The sequence below is a fragment of the Halomonas mongoliensis genome (genome assembly GCF_052496345.1).
The window spans coordinates 845,839-861,651 of record NZ_CP199288.1; the positions used below are offsets into that span (position 1 = coordinate 845,839).

At 68.7% G+C, this 15,813-nt stretch carries 12 protein-coding genes; 7 read left to right on the forward strand and 5 right to left on the reverse strand.

Going from position 1 to position 15,813, the window contains the following annotated elements:
• Window positions 1-3: 3 nt before the first annotated feature.
• Window positions 4-1,710 (reverse strand): DEAD/DEAH box helicase, encoded by a 1,707-nt coding sequence (locus tag ACRYRV_RS03885; RefSeq protein WP_253450056.1) that lies wholly within the window; start codon window positions 1,708-1,710, stop codon window positions 4-6.
• 448 nt (window positions 1,711-2,158) lie between these two features.
• Here ACRYRV_RS03885 and ACRYRV_RS03890 point away from each other — a divergent pair, with 448 nt between their 5' ends.
• Window positions 2,159-2,608, forward strand: coding sequence for a YaiI/YqxD family protein (locus ACRYRV_RS03890; RefSeq protein WP_253450052.1), 450 nt, complete (start codon window positions 2,159-2,161; stop codon window positions 2,606-2,608).
• Here ACRYRV_RS03890 and ACRYRV_RS03895 read toward each other — a convergent pair.
• Both ACRYRV_RS03895 and ACRYRV_RS03900 read right to left on the reverse strand, forming a co-directional pair.
• Window positions 2,605-3,609 carry a glutathione S-transferase family protein gene (locus tag ACRYRV_RS03895; protein ID WP_444985897.1) on the reverse strand — a complete coding sequence of 335 codons (1,005 nt, stop codon included), beginning with the start codon at window positions 3,607-3,609 and terminating at the stop codon, window positions 2,605-2,607. The genes ACRYRV_RS03890 and ACRYRV_RS03895 overlap by 4 nt on opposite strands.
• Window positions 3,610-3,704: 95 nt before the next feature.
• A complete protein-coding gene (locus tag ACRYRV_RS03900) occupies window positions 3,705-4,619 on the reverse strand; it encodes a LysR family transcriptional regulator (protein WP_444985896.1) in 915 nt (304 codons plus the stop codon).
• A gap of 102 nt (window positions 4,620-4,721) precedes the next feature.
• Here ACRYRV_RS03900 and ACRYRV_RS03905 point away from each other — a divergent pair, with 102 nt between their 5' ends.
• From ACRYRV_RS03905 to ACRYRV_RS03915, 3 genes are all read left to right on the forward strand, one after another.
• A complete protein-coding gene (locus tag ACRYRV_RS03905; protein ID WP_444985895.1) occupies window positions 4,722-5,567 on the forward strand; it encodes a pirin family protein in 846 nt (281 codons plus the stop codon).
• A gap of 200 nt (window positions 5,568-5,767) precedes the next feature.
• Window positions 5,768-7,474, forward strand: coding sequence for a peptidoglycan DD-metalloendopeptidase family protein (locus ACRYRV_RS03910; protein ID WP_444985894.1), 1,707 nt, complete (start codon window positions 5,768-5,770; stop codon window positions 7,472-7,474).
• A gap of 110 nt (window positions 7,475-7,584) precedes the next feature.
• Complete coding sequence (locus ACRYRV_RS03915) at window positions 7,585-9,438, forward strand: ABC transporter ATP-binding protein (protein ID WP_444986219.1); 1,854 nt, start codon at window positions 7,585-7,587, stop codon at window positions 9,436-9,438.
• A 16-nt stretch (window positions 9,439-9,454) separates the two neighbouring features.
• On the opposite strand, the gene ACRYRV_RS03920 is transcribed toward ACRYRV_RS03915, so the two are convergent.
• Window positions 9,455-11,071: a L,D-transpeptidase family protein gene (locus ACRYRV_RS03920; protein ID WP_253450036.1), complete on the reverse strand. Its 1,617-nt coding sequence runs from the start codon at window positions 11,069-11,071 to the stop codon at window positions 9,455-9,457.
• A gap of 131 nt (window positions 11,072-11,202) precedes the next feature.
• On the opposite strand from ACRYRV_RS03920, the gene ACRYRV_RS03925 reads away from it, so the two are divergent.
• The 3 genes from ACRYRV_RS03925 to ACRYRV_RS03935 all read left to right on the forward strand — a co-directional run bounded on the left by ACRYRV_RS03925 (window position 11,203) and on the right by ACRYRV_RS03935 (window position 14,919).
• Window positions 11,203-11,916 carry a murein L,D-transpeptidase catalytic domain family protein gene (locus tag ACRYRV_RS03925; RefSeq protein WP_444985893.1) on the forward strand — a complete coding sequence of 238 codons (714 nt, stop codon included), beginning with the start codon at window positions 11,203-11,205 and terminating at the stop codon, window positions 11,914-11,916.
• A 287-nt stretch (window positions 11,917-12,203) separates the two neighbouring features.
• Window positions 12,204-13,556, forward strand: a complete 1,353-nt coding sequence (locus ACRYRV_RS03930; RefSeq protein WP_444985892.1) for a NarK family nitrate/nitrite MFS transporter — start codon at window positions 12,204-12,206, stop codon at window positions 13,554-13,556.
• Between the two features lie 97 nt (window positions 13,557-13,653).
• The gene (locus ACRYRV_RS03935; RefSeq protein ID WP_444985891.1) at window positions 13,654-14,919 is read left to right on the forward strand and encodes a nitrate- and nitrite sensing domain-containing protein; all 1,266 of its coding nucleotides are present in this window, start codon (window positions 13,654-13,656) and stop codon (window positions 14,917-14,919) included.
• A 20-nt stretch (window positions 14,920-14,939) separates the two neighbouring features.
• Here the strand turns inward: ACRYRV_RS03935 and cobA are convergent, their stop codons facing one another.
• Complete coding sequence (gene cobA / locus ACRYRV_RS03940) at window positions 14,940-15,749, reverse strand: uroporphyrinogen-III C-methyltransferase (RefSeq protein WP_444986217.1); 810 nt, start codon at window positions 15,747-15,749, stop codon at window positions 14,940-14,942.
• Window positions 15,750-15,813 lie beyond the last annotated feature (64 nt).

Genomic DNA, 15,813 nt, shown 5'->3' on the forward strand with positions numbered 1-15,813 from the left:
GCCTCAGGCGCGGGAGGGGCGGCGAACCGGCGCGTCGCCGTCGTCGCGACGACGACGGGGCGCACGCTCGGGGGCACCGCGGTCCTCACTGATCTCCAGGGGACGGCCGGCAACGCGGGCGCGGGCCATCTTGGCCAGGATGCTGGCCGGCAGCGAGCTCGGCAGCTCCACCACGGAGAAGGAGGGGCGGATATCGATGCGGCCGATGCGCGAGCCCTCGATGCCACCCTCGTTGGCCAGCGCCCCGACCAGCTGGCCGGGCTTGACGCCATCCTTGTGGCCCACGGAGACGCGGTAGCGGGTCATGCCCTCGCTCGGGCCCCGCTCGCGGCGCGGCGGCTTGCCGTCGCGGGAGGCGCGGTCGTTGCGGGCCTCCTTGCGCGGTGCCTGCATGCGGCCGATGGGGGCCTCGTCGGCGCGAGCCAGGCGGGCGAAGGCGCAGGCCAGCTCGATGGGGTCGTAGCCCTCCTCGACCAGGCGGCCGACCAGGGCACGCTGCTCCTCGGCACCGGCGGTCAGGGCGGCGATCACCTTCTGGTGGAAGACCTCGTCGCGATGGGCGCGGATGGCGGCCTCGTCGGGCACCTCCATCTCGCTCATCTTCTGGCCGGTGGCCTGCTCGATCCAGCCCACCTTGCGGCCTTCGCGGAAGCCCACGAAGGTGATCGAGATGCCGGTACGCCCGGCCCGGCCGGTACGGCCGATGCGGTGGGTATAGGCCTCGGAGTCCTGGGGCAGGTCGTAGTTGAAGACGTGGGTGATGCGCGGCACGTCGAGGCCGCGGGCGGCCACGTCGGTGGCGATCAGCACGTCGACCTTGCCGCGCTTCAGGCGCTGGATGGTGCGCTCACGCAGGCTCTGGTCCAGGTCGCCGGAGAGGCTGGCCACGTTGACGCCGCGGGCGGAGAGCTGCTCCATCAGGGTGGTACAGGCGGCCCGGGTGCGCACGAAGACGATGGCGGCATCTACCGGCTCGACCTCGAGGATGCGCGACAGCGCCTCCAGCTTGGCACCGCCATCGACGCGCACCAGGCGCTGCTCGATATTCTCGCCGGTGGTGGTACGCGACTCGATGGCCACCTTCACCGGGTCCACCAGGTAGCGGTTGACGATGCGCTCGATCTCGGTCGGCAGGGTCGCCGAGAAGAAGACCCGCTGGGCTTCCTTGGGGGTATCGGCAACGACGCGCTTGACGTCGTCGATGAAGCCCATGCGCAGCATCTCGTCGGCCTCGTCCAGCACCAGGGCGGAGAGCCCGTCGAGCTTGAGGCTGCCGCGATCCAGGTGATCGATGATCCGGCCCGGGGTGCCCACCACCACCTGGGCGCCGCGCTTCAGGGCACCCAGCTGCTCGCGATACTCCTGGCCGCCGCACAGGACCGCCACTTCCAGGCCCTGGAGGTTCTGGCCGTACTTGCTGAAGGAGACGGCCACCTGCTGGGCCAGCTCGCGGGTCGGCGCCATCACCAGCACCTGGGCCTCGCGGCGGCTCAGCTCGAGCCGGGAGAGCAGCGGCAGGGCGAAGGCAGCGGTCTTGCCGGTGCCGGTCTGGGCCTGGCCCAGCATGTCACGCCCTTCCAGCAGGGCCGGAATGGTCTGGATCTGGATCGGAGAGGGCGTCTCGTAGCCCAGGGTCTCGACGGCAGAAAGAACGGCGGGCAGCAGAGCGAGGTCGCCGAAGCTCGGCGAGGCGACAGAAGTCGGGGTCATCAATCACACCTTGGTAGGCCGGGGTCACCGGCAAAAATTCATTGGCGTCCCTGACGCAGCAAAACGGTCAGGCGCGCAGCGCCCTTCAGGGGCAGCAGCACGGGACATCGGAGTCGGGGACGCCGGTCGCACCTGGCATCAGGCCCATGCCATCACCGATGGCGTCATGGACCTCTGTGGCGACCGTTTGCGCCGATCTCGCCAGGCTGGCGGGATCTCGGTGGCGCGCCATCTACACACTTCGAACGCGGTCAGCGCAGCAGCAGTGTCGCTGGGGCTGGCGTTGTGGCGCCCATCCGCCTTCATTTCGGTCGAGGACCGGCGGCGGTGGCGTCGTACATGATGGTGGGGTCAACACATGCGAGGAGAGCGCATGCTACCATCCTCCCCCTGCCGTGGCCAGCGGTTTCGCCGCGTCCCTTACACCACCGCCTGCCGGAGACTCCCCATGCCGACGCTTTGGGTCGACGCCGACGCCTGCCCCAGGGTGGCCCGCGACATCATCGTGCGCGCCGCCGAACGTACCTCGACCGCCGCCTGGTTCGTGGCCAACCACGCGGTGCCGCTGCCGCCTTCGCGCTGGGTCAAGGGGCTTGCGGTAAGCCATGGCTTCGATGCCGCCGATAACGAGATCGTCGAGCGCCTCCAGCCGGGGGACCTGCTGATCACCTCCGACCTGCCGCTGGCCCTGGAGGCCATCGAAAAAGGCGCCGCGGTCATGACCACCCGCGGTGAGATGCTCGACAAGGGCAATATCAAGGCGCGGGTACAGATGAGGGACTTTATGGAGACGATGCGCTCCAGCGGCGAACACACCGGCGGACCCAAGGGCTACTCCGATGGCGACCGCCGCGAGTTCGCCAACGCTCTGGACCGCTGGCTGGCGAAGAACCCTTAACCCTTCTCGCGGATGCCCCAGCCGGGCAGGCGCTCGCGGTCGTGGGGGCGCTCGAGCTCCAGCAGCGGGCCGTGGGGCACGATGCGGGTCGGGTTGATGGTGTCGTGGCTGTAGTAGTAGTGGCGCTTGATATGGTCGAGGTTGACCGTCTCGGCAATGCCCGGCCACTGGTAGAGCTCGCGCAGGTAGTGCGAGAGGTTCGGGTAGTCCTCGATGCGGCGCAGGTTGCACTTGAAGTGGCCATGGTAGACGGCGTCGAAGCGCACCAGGGTGGTGAAGAGGCGGATGTCCGCCTCGGTGAGCCACTCGCCGGCCAGGTAGCGGTGCTCGGCCAGCCGCGCCTCCATGCGATCCAGCGCCTCGAAGAGCGCCAACACGTGCTTTTCATACACCTTCTGGTCGGTGGCGAAGCCCGACTTGTAGACCCCGTTGTTGATATGGTCGTAGACGTCGGCGTTGACCGCGTCGATGGTCTCGCGCAGGGGCTCGGGGTAGAAGTCCAGGCGGTTGCCGGTCAGCTCATCGAAGGCGTCGTTGAACATCCGCAGCAGGTCGGCGGACTCGTTGTTGACGATGCGCCCCTGGGCCTTGTCCCACAGCGCCGGCACCGTGACACGACCGGTGTAGCGCGGGTCGGTCAGGGTATAGAGCTGATGGTGGTATTCGACGCCGTTGACCGGGTCGCCGCTGGCGCCCTCGCCCACGTGATAGGTCCACCCCTGGTCGAGCATCAGCGGGCTGACGTGGGAGCTGCCCACCAGACCCTCGAGCCCCTTGAGCTTGCGCAGGATCATGGTGCGATGGGCCCAGGGGCAGGCCAGGGAGACATAGAGGTGGTAGCGCCCCGCCTCGGCGGGCAGCCCCGGCTGGCCTGCCGGCCCCGCGCCGCCGTCCCGGGTCACCCAGTCGCGCAGCTGGGCGGATTCGCGCACGAACTCGCCGCCGTGCTTGTCGGTGTCATACCACTGGTCGTGCCACTTGCCGTCGATCAACAGGCCCATGGGAATCTCCTGGTGCGGGGCGGCGCTGCCGCCGGTTGCTTGCTTTCCCCCTAGCCTAATACGAAGCCGTCGATTGTTAAGCGCATATTCTGGGCTCAACCATTCGACGCAGCCGAATCATCTCGAGAGCAGCCGGCGGCCTCCCGGATCAGCGCCTCGGCCAGGGCCCGGGTGGCGGGGCCGGCGCGGTCGCGGTCGCGGTGGATCAGCTGCACCGGGATCTCGCGAATACCGCCGGCCGCCAGGGGCAGCCGTCTGAGCTCCCCGGCCGCCAGCGCCGCCTGGATACGCGTCTCCGGCAGCCAGGCGAAGCCCAGGCCCCGCTTCACCATGTCGACGGAGGTTTCCAGGTGGCTGACCGTCCAGCGCTGCTCCGCCTTGAGCCAGCCGGCATCCATGGACTGGCGCAGGGCCGAGTCGCGCACCACCAGCTGGCGGTGCTGGATCAGGTCGCGCAGATCCAGCTCGCGCTCCAGGCCATGCAGGGGGTGGTCGGGGTGGGCCACGGCCAGGAAGCGCACGCTGACCAGGGGTTCGCCCAGGAAGCCCTGGGCCGAGAGGCCGGAGATCACGAGATCCGCGCTGCCGTCGTAGAGCATCTCGATGCCGCCGTTGAGCACCGTCTCGTGCAGCTGCACCCGCACATAGGGGTAAGCCTCAGAGAAGTCATCCAGGGCGCGGGCGAGGGCATCGGTGGGAAAGACCTGATCCACGGCCAGCACCACCTCGGCCTCGAGCCCCTCGGCCAGACGCCCGGCCACGTCCTCCAGGGCCGCCGCGCTCTCGATCAGCTGACGGGCGCGGCGCAGCAGCAGCTCGCCGGCCTCGGTCAGGCGCACCTGTCGGCCCACGGGCTCCAGCACCTGGACGCCCAGCAGCTCCTCGAGCTTGTGTACCGCATGGTTGAGGGTGGAGGGGCTCTTGTGAATCGCCTCGGCGGCGCGGGCAAAGCCGCCGTGATCGACCACCGCCGCCAACATCTGCCACTGGGCCAGGGTGACGCGGGACATTTCGACCTCCTCGAATGAACAAAGCGAAAGAATGCGCTTAATCTTCGAAAAAACCGACCTAGAATGCCAGGTATTCCCTCACGACTCGAAAAGGTGACGCCCATGTCCCGCCCAGCATTTCGCCAGGTCGACCGCCTTCAGCGCAGCCAGCCGAGCCAGGATGGCGACGGCGTCAAGATCCAGCGCATCCATGACTTCGGCGGCGGCCTGGACCCCTTCCTGATGCTCGACGAGCTGGGCTCCGACCACCCGGATGACTATCTGGGCGGCTTCCCGCCCCACCCCCATCGCGGTATCCAGACCCTGACCTATGTGATACACGGCGGGCTGACCCACGAGGACCATCTGGGCCACTCCAGCACCATCCGTGCCGGCGATGCCCAGTGGATGCACACCGGCCGCGGCATCATCCACTCCGAGATGCCGCTCACCGACAGCCAGGGCCTCCACGGCTTCCAGCTGTGGCTCAACCTGGCGGCCAGCGAGAAGATGAGCCAGCCGGACTATCGGGATGTGCGCAGCGGTGAAATGCCGCAGCTGGCCGGCGACGGTGCCGAGCTGATCGTCCTGGGTGGCACCTGGGTCCGCAGCGATGGCGAGCGCGTCGACGGTCCCCTCAACGCCCTGGCCGGCAGCGCCGGCGTCGCCCATGCCAGGCTGGCGGCGGGAGGCAGGCTCGAGCTCGAGAGCGAGGCGCCGACCCTTCTCGCCTACGTCTTTGCCGGCGAACTGCAGGTCGGTGACGCCCTGGTGCCGGCGGGCCACCTGGCGCGGCTCGGCACCGGTGACCGCCTGGCACTGGCCAGCGCGGAAGGCGGCGAAGCGCTGCTGCTGCAGGGCAGGCCTCACGGTGAGCCCATTGCCCATTACGGCCCCTTCGTGATGAACAGCCAGGCAGAGCTCGAGCAGGCGCTGCGGGACTACCGCGACGGCACCTTCGCCGGCTAGCCCTTTGGCAGGGGTTGATTTTTCCTGCAGCCCCGGGCCCAATGGATAGTTAGAAAACGCCGTTCTGGTACCTGCACCCCACCCTGCACCGACAGGGTGGGGTCCTGCTGTGCGTATGTACAGGCTAGGCACACCATACGGCATAGGTTAAGGTTCTGGTGCCTTTTTCGCTTTTTCATCTATTCACTGGCCTTTACCCCATGCTGCGAATCCTCCATTCGCTGCCCCGCACGCACAAGCTGTTACTGTTGCCGGTTGCCACCATGGTCACCGTGCTGGGCGCACAGAAGATCGTTACGACCTACCAGGATGTCCAGCGCGAGCACCGCACGCTGGACACCGTGATTGTCCCCCTCGAGCTCGATGCCACCCCCGGCCTCCCCTCGCTCAGTTTCCAACGCGGTCCCGTGGGCGATGCCATCGAAATGGCCAGCCAGGCCCTCGATGCCACCCGTAGCCATGTTCCTCTGGCCAGGCTCGTCGAAGGCGACGCCCTGGACCTGATCGACAGCGCCAGCGCCGCCGCTGATGCCACCCTACCCCTGGCGCTGACCCGCCCCGCCGGCTCGGCCTCTGCGGCCAACCCGCAGCACGCCCCTCGCTCGCCGCTCGACCAGGGCGCCGTGCATATGGCGGTGGTGGTGGGCACCATCGGCAGCGGCATGCTCGACCACGACGGCACCCTGGTAGCCGATGCCACCTCCTACGAAGAGATTCCCGACGAAGAGCTGTCACTGTTCGAAAAAGGGCCTGTGATTCTCGAGAAGGAGATCGCCGCCACCGAGCCCTTCGTGCCAGAGTGGGAGACCTACACCGTTCAGCAGGGCGATACCTTCGCCGTGATGGCCCAGAACCACCTGGGGCTCGGTTACAGCGAGGTGCTGCGCCTGCTTGACGAAATGCCCTCACCCCGTGCTCTGACCCACTGGCGTGCCGGCAACACCTTCGAGTACCAGCTCGACGAGGAGGGCAAGCTGCTGGCCCTGCGCATGATGCGCAATGCCCGTGACGGCTTCCTGGTCGAGCGCGCCGACGAGAGTTTCGAGGTCGCCACCATCGAACGCGCCGGGGAGTCCACCCAGCGGCTGTTTGCCGGCACCGTCAGCGGCAGCTTCGCTCGCTCCGCCCAGGCCACCGGCCTCTCCAGCGCCGAGATCAGCGAGCTGACCCGGGTACTGGGCAAGAGGGTCGACTTTCGCCGCGACACTCGGCGCGGTGATCGTTTCCAGGTGCTGGTGGAGTCCGACATCATCGACGGCTCCAGCTTCGACCCCCGGGTGCTCGCCGTGCACTATGAAGGCGAGCGACTGGACCTGACCCTGGTGCGCAACGGCGCCGACAACAACTTCTATACGCCGGACGGTCAGAGCCTCGACCCGGCCTTCGCCCGCTACCCCTTCGAGGGCAACTACCGCATCAGTTCGGGCTTCAACCCGAACCGTCGGCATCCGGTCACCGGCCGCGTGAGCCCCCATCGCGGCACCGACTTCGCCATGCCCATCGGCACGCCGATCATCGCCCCGGCCGATGGCCGCGTGGAGAAGGTCGCCAACCACCCGGTAGCGGGGCGCTACGTGGTGATCCGCCACGACAACGGCTACCAGACCCGCTACCTGCACCTGTCGCGTCCGCTGGTCAGCCGTGGCGACCGGGTCGAGATGGGCGAGCGCATCGCACTTTCCGGCAACACCGGGCGCAGCACCGGCCCCCACCTGCACTACGAGGTACTGGTGAACAACACCCAGGTCAATGCCATGACCGTGGATCTGCCGGAGAACAAGAGCCTCACCGGCGAGAGGCTGATGGCCTTCCAGCGCCAGGCGGAGCCTCTGCTGGCCGCCCTGGAGAGCGGTCAGACCGGCCCGGTGGTGGCCAGCCGTCGCGACGACAACGACGACGAAGGCTGATCCCGCCGCCCCCGCCACCCGTGCAGCGCCCCGCCCCGAGCGGGGCGCTGCGGTTCTGTTCCGCCTGAACCCAGAGTCCGACACGGAGAGCCCCGGTGTCCTCGCCCCATATGCGCCGCGCCCAGCCCGCCCCTCCCCCCAGTAGCCGCCTGGCCGCCTTCTTCGGCGTCTTCCGCTACAGCCGCCGCGCCCTGGCACTGGTGTGGCAGACCTCGCGGCCGCTGACCATCGGCCTGGCGGTCTGCACCCTGATCGCCGGCGTGCTGCCTGCGGTGGCGGCCTGGATCGGCCAGCTGATCGTCGATTCCGTGGTGGACGCCATGGCCTATCACCGCGAGACCGGCGAGGCCCTCACCCTCGAGAGCGCCTGGCCGGTGCTGCGCTACGTGCTGGCCGAGGCCGGAGTGATCGCCGCCATCGCCATGGCCCAGCGTGGCCTCTCGGCCCAGCAGTCGCTGCTGCGCGCCCTGCTCGGCCAGAAGGTCAACGTCATGATCCTCGAGAAGGCCGGCACCCTGAGCCTGACCCAGTTCGAAGACTCGGAGTTCTATGACAAGCTGACCCGGGCCCGCCGCGAGGCCTCGATCCGCCCGCTGGGCCTGGTCAACAAGACCTTCGGCCTGGCCCAGAACGGCATCTCCCTGGTGAGCTTCGGGGTGCTGCTGGTGCAGTTCTCCCCCTGGGCGCTGCTGATCCTGGTGATCGGCGCCCTGCCGGTGTTCCTCTCCGAGGCCAAGTTCTCAGGCGACGCCTTTCGGCTGTTCCGCTGGCGCTCCCCCCAGACCCGCATGCAGATGTACCTGGAGACGGTGCTGGCCCGGGAGGACAGCATCAAGGAGGTCAAGCTGTTCGGCCTGGAACCGCTGCTGCTCGACCGCTACCGGAAGATCTTCGACACCCTCTACGGCGAGGATCGCCGCCTGACGATTCGCCGCGAGAGCTGGGGCTTCGGCCTCGGCCTGCTGGGCACCCTGGCCTTCTACGGCGCCTACGCCTGGGTGGTGGTGGAGACGGTGGGCGGCCAGCTCACCCTGGGCGAGATGACCATGTACCTGATGGTCTTCAAGCAGGGCCAGGCAGCGCTCTCGGCGAGCCTCACCTCGGTAAGCGGCATGTACGAGGACAACCTCTACCTCTCCAACCTCTATGAGTATCTGGAGCAGCCGGTGGCGCCCCAGGCCGGCACCCTCACCGAGGGCGCGCGCCCCAGCGACGGCATTCGCTTCGAGAACGTCGGCTTCACCTACCCCGGCGCCGACAGGCCCGCGCTTTCGGGCATCGGCCTCCACCTGAGGCCGGGACAGAGCCTCGCCCTGGTGGGCGCCAACGGCTCCGGCAAGACCACCCTGATCAAGCTGCTCACCCGGCTCTACGAGCCCGGCGAGGGCCGCATCCTGCTCGACGGCAGCGACCTGCGGGAGTGGGACGTCGGCGCCCTGCGCCGGCGCATCGGGGTGATCTTCCAGGACTTCGTACGCTACCAGCTCAAGGTGGGCGAGAACCTGGGCGCCGGCGACGTGGCGGCCTTCGAGGACGAGGCGCGCTGGCAGGAGGCGGCGCGCCGAGGGCTGGCCGACGACTTCATCGCCGACATGCCCGGGGGCTACCACACCCAGCTGGGGCGCTGGTTCAAGGGGGGCCAGGAGCTCTCCGGCGGCCAGTGGCAGAAGATCGCCCTGTCGCGGGCCTATATGCGGGAGAGCGCCGACATCCTGGTACTGGATGAGCCCACCGCGGCCATGGACGCCGCCGCCGAGGCGGCGGTGTTTGCCGACTTCCGCGAGCACAGCCGCGACAAGATGACCATCCTGATCTCCCACCGCTTCTCCACGGTGCGCGCCGCCGACCAGATACTGGTCATCGACGGCGGCGAGATCCTCGAGCAGGGCGACCACGCGAGCCTGATGGCCGCCAACGGGCGCTACGCCCGGCTCTTCCGGCTGCAGGCGAAGGGCTACGAGTGACGCCTGCTACCCGCCGCTATAGCGCCAGCGGGCGGTCGAGCGCCCGCAGCAGGGCGTCATCGCGCTCGTAGATGTCCGGGCGAAACACCAGCTGGCCATTCTCGTCCGGGTGCACCGTCCAGTAGTGCAGGATCACCGGCATGGGCCGGCCCAGGGAGACGTTGCGGGTCTGGCCGCTGGCGATCAGGGCGCGCACGTCCTGGCCGCTGCCGGTATCGTCGAACAGCAGCTGGGCGAACGCCAGCACCCCCTCCACGCGGATGCAGCCGGAGCTGAAGGCGCGCTGCTCCCGGGCAAAGAGCCCCTGGGCAGGCGTATCGTGCAGATAGACCAGGTGGTCGTTGGGGAAGCGGATCACCACCTGCCCCAGGGCATTCTGGGGCCCCGGATCCTGGCGGATCATCACGTTGCCGGGGTTGTACCAGTCCACCTGCCAGGGGTCGAGGCGCTGCCCCGAGGGGGTCAGCACGCGCATGTTCTGGCTCTGCAGGTAGCTTGGATCCCGCCTCACCCTGGGCAGTACATCCTCGCGCAGGATGGTAGGCGGCACCGTCCAGGTCGGGTTGACGGTCATATGGGTGATCTCGGAGCGCAGCGATGGCGTACGCCGATAGGGCTGCCCCACCACGATGCGCGATTGCCAGATCTCGCCGTTGGGGCGGAAGTAGCTGAGCCGATAGCCGGCGATATCCACCAGCACGAAGGCCTCGGGCAGGCCGTGCAGCAGCCAGCGGGCGCGCTCCAGGTTGACCCGGATCTGGTCGATGCGCGCCGCCACCGGCACGTTCAGTGCCGCTCGGGTCTGGGGGCCCACCACGCCGTCTACCTCCAGCAGGTGGCGGCGCTGGAAGCGCTTCACCGCCGCTTCCAGCGCGGTATCGAAGCGCCGCGGGTCCGGGCTCTGCAGCTCGGCCCCGGGGAAGGCGTCGGTGTCGGCCGCCATCACCTCGAGCTCCCCCTCCATGGCCAGCCGCCGGCGCAGCTGCGCTACGGCGTCGTCCACGTCTCCTGCCCGCAGCACCCGAGGCGTGTCGGGCAGCCCAGGCCAGCCGCCCAGCCGCTCGATATTGCGATAGCGGGCCAGCCCGCTGCGCAGCCGTTCGTAGGGCGCATAGGGTGGCCGCGCCTCGCCGAAGGCCTGGTCGAAACGCTCACCGTCCACGGCACGGGAGATGGCGGCGAGGTCCAGGGGCGGTGCCTCCAGGGGAATCTCCCAGCGCGGATCGACCTGCCGGGGGTCGAGCCGCCCGCGCTGCAGGTGGCGCAGCGCCGTCAGCAGCGCCTCGGAGGCCTGCAGGTCGAAGCGGGCCAGCGCCTCGGCCTCGGCGCCGCCCTCCTTGAGCCGGCGCTGCTCGGCCGCGAGCGCGTCGGCGCGATAGTCGCGAGGGTCGAGACCATCCCCCTCCAGGGTCTGCAGCGCCTCGGCAAAGGCCGCCACCCGCTGGCGCTCGGCCCATGCGGGGCGATAGGCCCGGGTCGCATAGAAGCGGCGCAGCACCTCCGGCGCATCGGCCAGCTGCCGGGCGATCTCGGCCTCCAGGGGGGCCTGCCGGACCGTCTCGCGCTGCTCGGCGAAGGCAAGCGGCGAGAGCATCACTGCCAGGAACGCGAGGATGGCGACAAATCGCCGCATATTCGACTCCTTTTATCGTTTAAAGCTGAATTGGCTTTCCCTGCTTCACTCTTCATAATAGCTGCCGAGGCGGGGCCACAGGGAAGCGCGCCCCTCAAACACTTCCCATGTCGATGAGGGTTCCGTTTCCCATGCCAAGATTGACGCTCTCCCTGCTTGCCGGCGCCGCCCTGCTGGCAAGCACTCAGGCCCCTGCGGGCACCTTTCTGGCCCAGGCCCTGCACCCCGAGGTCCTCAAGGGGCAGACGCTGGATCAGCGGCTGACCCGCCTGGCTCCGGGCGCCGACCCCCAGGTGCTTTCGCTGGCCGCCAACGCCCTGGCCTGCGCCGACCCCGATGCCGAGCGCCTGGCGGTGATCGACTACTCCCTGCCCTCCAGCGAACCGCGCCTCTGGGTCTTCGACCTGCCCCGTAACGAGCTGCTCTTCGAGGAGCTGGTCTCCCACGGTCGCGGCTCCGGCGACGCCATGGCCACCACCTTCTCGAATATCCCGAAGAGCTACCAGTCGAGTCTCGGGCTCTTTCGCACCATGAACACCTACTACGGCCGCAACGGCTACTCGCTGCGCCTGGAGGGGCTCGAGAACGGCATCAACGACCTGGCCTACCAGCGCGCCATCGTCATCCACGGCGCCGACTACGTCAGCGAATCCTTCATCGAGCAGACCGGACGCCTGGGCCGCAGCCACGGCTGCCCCGCGGTCAGCCGCGACGTCACCTACCCGCTGATCGACAGCATCAAGGAGGAGCAGTACCTCTTCGTCTACTACCCGGACCAGGAGTGGCTAGAGAGCTCCGCCTTCCTCGCCTGCGAGCGCGACGACCGCCAGCTGGCCCTGCGCTGATTCGGCACCATCCCCGGGCATGCCGGGGATATCGCGCACCATGACGGGGCCCGGCCCCGTTTTTTCTGCCGGCATCTTTCTCACTCCCCCTCTCTGTACAATCCGGCATACCTCTCCAACCCCCTGCCCAGTCAGCTCTTTCATCATTCTGGCAGCCTGCTTGCAGGGCTCATGGCAACAAGGTGGGCGTGGACCAGGCTCCGGGAGCACGAGTGCGTCGAACCTTTCCTTCAATGGCGAAGGGCTTGTCCTGAACACTTCAGTGTGACGTCAGAGAGGCCCCCACCATGGATATTCGCGGCAAGGCCAACAGGATCCGCCTGTTGGATCTCAGTACTCCCCAGATGCGTGCGTTCCACTTCTCCTGGTTCGCCTTCCATATCTGCTTCTTCGGCTGGTTCGGCATCGCCCCGCTGATGGCGGTGGTTCGCGAGGACCTCAGCCTGACCCAGACCCAGATCGGCAACACCATCATCGCCTCGGTGCTGATCACCGTTATCGTGCGCCTGGCCATCGGCGTGCTCTGCGACCGAATCGGGCCGCGCAAGACCTATACCGGCCTGCTGCTGCTCGGCTCGATCCCGGTGATGGGCATCGGTTTCGCCAACAGCTTCGAGACCTTCCTGCTGGCCCGCCTGGCCATCGGTGCCATCGGCGCCGCCTTCGTGATCACCCAGTACCACACCACCATGATGTTCGCCCCCAACGTGGTGGGCACCGCCAACGCCACCAGCGCCGGCTGGGGCAACCTGGGCGGCGGCACCACCCAGATCCTGATGCCGCTGATCTTCTCCGGGATCCTGATGCTCGGGGTCAGCGAGACCCTCGGCTGGCGGCTGGCCATGGTGGTGCCCGGCGTGGTGATGTTCATCACCGGCATCGGCTACTGGCTGTTCACCCAGGACGCTCCCGACGGCAACTTCGATGAGCTGCGGGCCCGGGGCGAGCTGCCGCCCGCCAGCGGCGAGAACGGCGCGGGCCAGAGCTTCATGGCCGCCGCCAAGGATATCCGCGTCTGGGCCCTTTTCGTGGTCTATGCCATCTGCTTCGGCGTCGAGCTCACCATCAACAACATCGCCGCCATCTACTTCTTCGACCATTTCGACCTGACCCTGGCCACCGCCGGGATGCTCGCCGGCCTGTTCGGGCTGATGAACATCTTCGCCCGCACCCTGGGCGGCGTCTTCTCCGATCTCTTCGCCAGAAACGGCGGTCTCAAGGGCCGCGTACGCTGGCTCTTCATCGCCCTGATCTGCGAGGGCATCGCCCTGGTGGCCTTCTCGCAGATGCATGTGCTCTCCTATGCCATCGGCATCATGCTGGTCTTCAGCCTCTTTGTGCAGATGGCGGAGGGCGCCACCTACGGCGTGGTGCCCTTCATCAACAAGAAGGCGCTGGGCGCCGTGGCGGGTATCGTCGGCGCCGGCGGCAACGTCGGCGCGGTAGCCGCCGCCTTTCTGTTTCGCAGCGATTCGATCACCTACCAGCAGGGACTCTTCTACCTGGGGCTGACCGTGCTGGTGCTGGCCTCCTGCGCCCTGCTGGTGCGCTTCTCAGACGCGACCGAGGCCGAGGAAGCCAGGGCCTACCGGGACGCCGTGGGCGAGGAGACCGGTGCCGGCGCTCTGTCGCTGCGCTGATGCGGGTCGACGGCTGCGCATCACCACAGCACCAGGGTCCTATACTCATGGCCGCCGCCCCGACGGGCGGCGGTCAGCATATCGGGAGGAGGCTGCCATGACGCCGTCACATCCACTTCTGCTGGCCGCAAGGCGCTGCGAGCGCGGCGCCCTGGAGCGGCTCGCCGCCACCGCCGAGCTGATCGTCGCTGCCGGCCGCCTGATCCACACCCTGCAGCGCGAGCGCGGCACCAGCGCCATCTATCTCGCCTCGGACGGCCGTCGCTTCACGGCGGACCGCGCGGCGCGCATTGCCGATAGCCAGGCCGCCGAGGCGAGCATGGGGCGTCATCTGGCCCTGCTCGCCGAGGCGGAGGGGGCCACAAGCCCGGCGGCCTCTCTGCTCTACCGCGCCGCGGACGTCGGGGGCGCGCTGGAGGAGCTCACGAAGCTGCGGCGCGCCGTGGCGGCCCGAGCGCTGGCCCCCGGTGCCTCCACCGCCGCCTACAACCGGCTGATCGGCGCCCTGCTGGGCCTGGTGTTCGACACCGTCGATGCCCACGGCGATACCCGCATCACGGTGGCCATGGTGGCGCTCTGCCATCTGCTCAAGGGCAAGGAGCTGGCGGGTCAGGAGCGCGCCTGCGGCGCCCAGGGCTTTACCGCGGGCCACTTCGATGACGCCCATCGCGCGCTGCTGACCCGCCTGGCCGACGCTCAGGCCGGCTGCTTCACGACCTTTCTGGAATTTGCCTCTCCCGACGCCCGCGAGCACTGGGCAAGCCTCCTGGCCAACGACGACGAAGGACCTCTGCCGCAGCTTCGCCGGCTGGCCATGCACCCCGAGGCAGCGGCAGGCCAGAGCCGCGACGCCGCACGTCTGGGCGAAGTCTGGTACGAGCTGACCACCCGGCGCATCGACGCCATGTACCAGGTCGAGAAGCGGCTCGGGGAGGAGCTGATGGCCCTGTGTGCCGAGCGCCTGAGCACTCTCCGGCAGCCGCCCCCCTCGCCTCCCGCCCCCTCCGACGCCGCCAGGCTCGATACCGCGCCCCTCGCCGCCTCCGACGTGCTTAACGGCCAGGCCGCTACCGCCGCTCTCGCCTCTCCCCTCAACCGTTCGCTGCTCGACCTGGTGCGCACCCAGGCAGACCGCCTGCAGAGCCTTGGCCATGAGCTCGAGAGCACCCGCAAGGCGCTGCGCGAGCGCAAACTGATCGAGCGCGCCAAGGGCGTGATCATGGCGAGCCAGCGCCTTACCGAGGAACAGGCCTACCGCTATATGCGCAAGACGGCCATGGATCAGAGCCGCAGCATGGCCGACCTGGCGCGGGCCATTCTCGACCTGGCCGAGCTGCTCAAGGCGCCGGGCCCCGGGTCATGACCCAAGGCCCTGGGCCCGTGTCAGGATAGCGGTGCGAGATTACCGCAGCCGTTGCGCCGGGCAGGCGATGCCTCCCCCATCGAGACCACGCTGCCCACCACCACCAGGCAGGGCGAAGGCAGCGGCTCGGCGGCAAGCCTGGCCGGCATGTCGGCCAGGGTGCCCACCAGCGACGCCTGCTCGGGCAGGCTGGCGTTGGCCACCAGCATGACCGGCCAGTCATCGGGAAGGCCGGCCCTTCGCAGGCCGCGGCAGATGGCGTCGACCTTGGCCAGCCCCATATAGATGATCAGCGTCTCGTCCCGGCGCGCCAGGGTGGACCAGTCGGGTTCGCCATCGGCGCGACAGAGCTGGGCAGTCACCAGGCGCAGCTGCTGGGCATGGGCTCTGTCGGTGAGCGGAATGCCCATGGCAGCACAGGCCGCCGAGGCCGCGGTGATGCCGGGCACGATCTCGGCCGCCACGCCGGCCTCGGCCAGGGCGACGAGCTCCTCGCCCATGCGGCCGAACACGCCCGGGTCGCCCCCCTTGAGGCGCACCACCGACTTGCCCTCTCCCGCCAGGCGCACCAGCAACGCACCGATCTCGGCCTGGGGCACGCTGTGGTGGCCGCGCGCCTTGCCCACGTCGTAACGCTCCCGGCCGGCGGGAATCAGCGCCAGCACCTCCTCGCCCACCAGCCGATCGTAAACCACCGCATCGGCCTCCTGCAGCAGGCGAGCGGCCTTCAGGGTAAGCAGCTCCACATCCCCGCTGCCGGCCCCCACCAGATAGACAGGGGCCGGCCGGCGGCCGCTCTCGCTCGGTAGCGCAGCGTCACGGCGCGCCATGCCGATAAGCCAGCGTCCGGCCCCTTCGGCCAGGCGCGCCAGGAGACTGCCGGAGGCTCGGGAG

Coding starts and splice junctions, on each gene's coding strand:
- ACRYRV_RS03935 (WP_444985891.1), top strand. CDS start 13,654: ATGACGCCGTCACATCCACTTCTGCTGGCCGCAAGGCGCTGCGAGCGC.
- cobA (WP_444986217.1), bottom strand. CDS start 15,749: ATGGCGCGCCGTGACGCTGCGCTACCGAGCGAGAGCGGCCGCCGGCCG.
- ACRYRV_RS03910 (WP_444985894.1), top strand. CDS start 5,768: ATGCTGCGAATCCTCCATTCGCTGCCCCGCACGCACAAGCTGTTACTG.
- ACRYRV_RS03895 (WP_444985897.1), bottom strand. CDS start 3,609: ATGGGCCTGTTGATCGACGGCAAGTGGCACGACCAGTGGTATGACACC.
- ACRYRV_RS03915 (WP_444986219.1), top strand. CDS start 7,585: ATGCGCCGCGCCCAGCCCGCCCCTCCCCCCAGTAGCCGCCTGGCCGCC.
- ACRYRV_RS03930 (WP_444985892.1), top strand. CDS start 12,204: ATGGATATTCGCGGCAAGGCCAACAGGATCCGCCTGTTGGATCTCAGT.
- ACRYRV_RS03890 (WP_253450052.1), top strand. CDS start 2,159: ATGCCGACGCTTTGGGTCGACGCCGACGCCTGCCCCAGGGTGGCCCGC.
- ACRYRV_RS03920 (WP_253450036.1), bottom strand. CDS start 11,071: ATGCGGCGATTTGTCGCCATCCTCGCGTTCCTGGCAGTGATGCTCTCG.
- ACRYRV_RS03900 (WP_444985896.1), bottom strand. CDS start 4,619: ATGTCCCGCGTCACCCTGGCCCAGTGGCAGATGTTGGCGGCGGTGGTC.
- ACRYRV_RS03925 (WP_444985893.1), top strand. CDS start 11,203: ATGCCAAGATTGACGCTCTCCCTGCTTGCCGGCGCCGCCCTGCTGGCA.
- ACRYRV_RS03885 (WP_253450056.1), bottom strand. CDS start 1,710: ATGACCCCGACTTCTGTCGCCTCGCCGAGCTTCGGCGACCTCGCTCTG.
- ACRYRV_RS03905 (WP_444985895.1), top strand. CDS start 4,722: ATGTCCCGCCCAGCATTTCGCCAGGTCGACCGCCTTCAGCGCAGCCAG.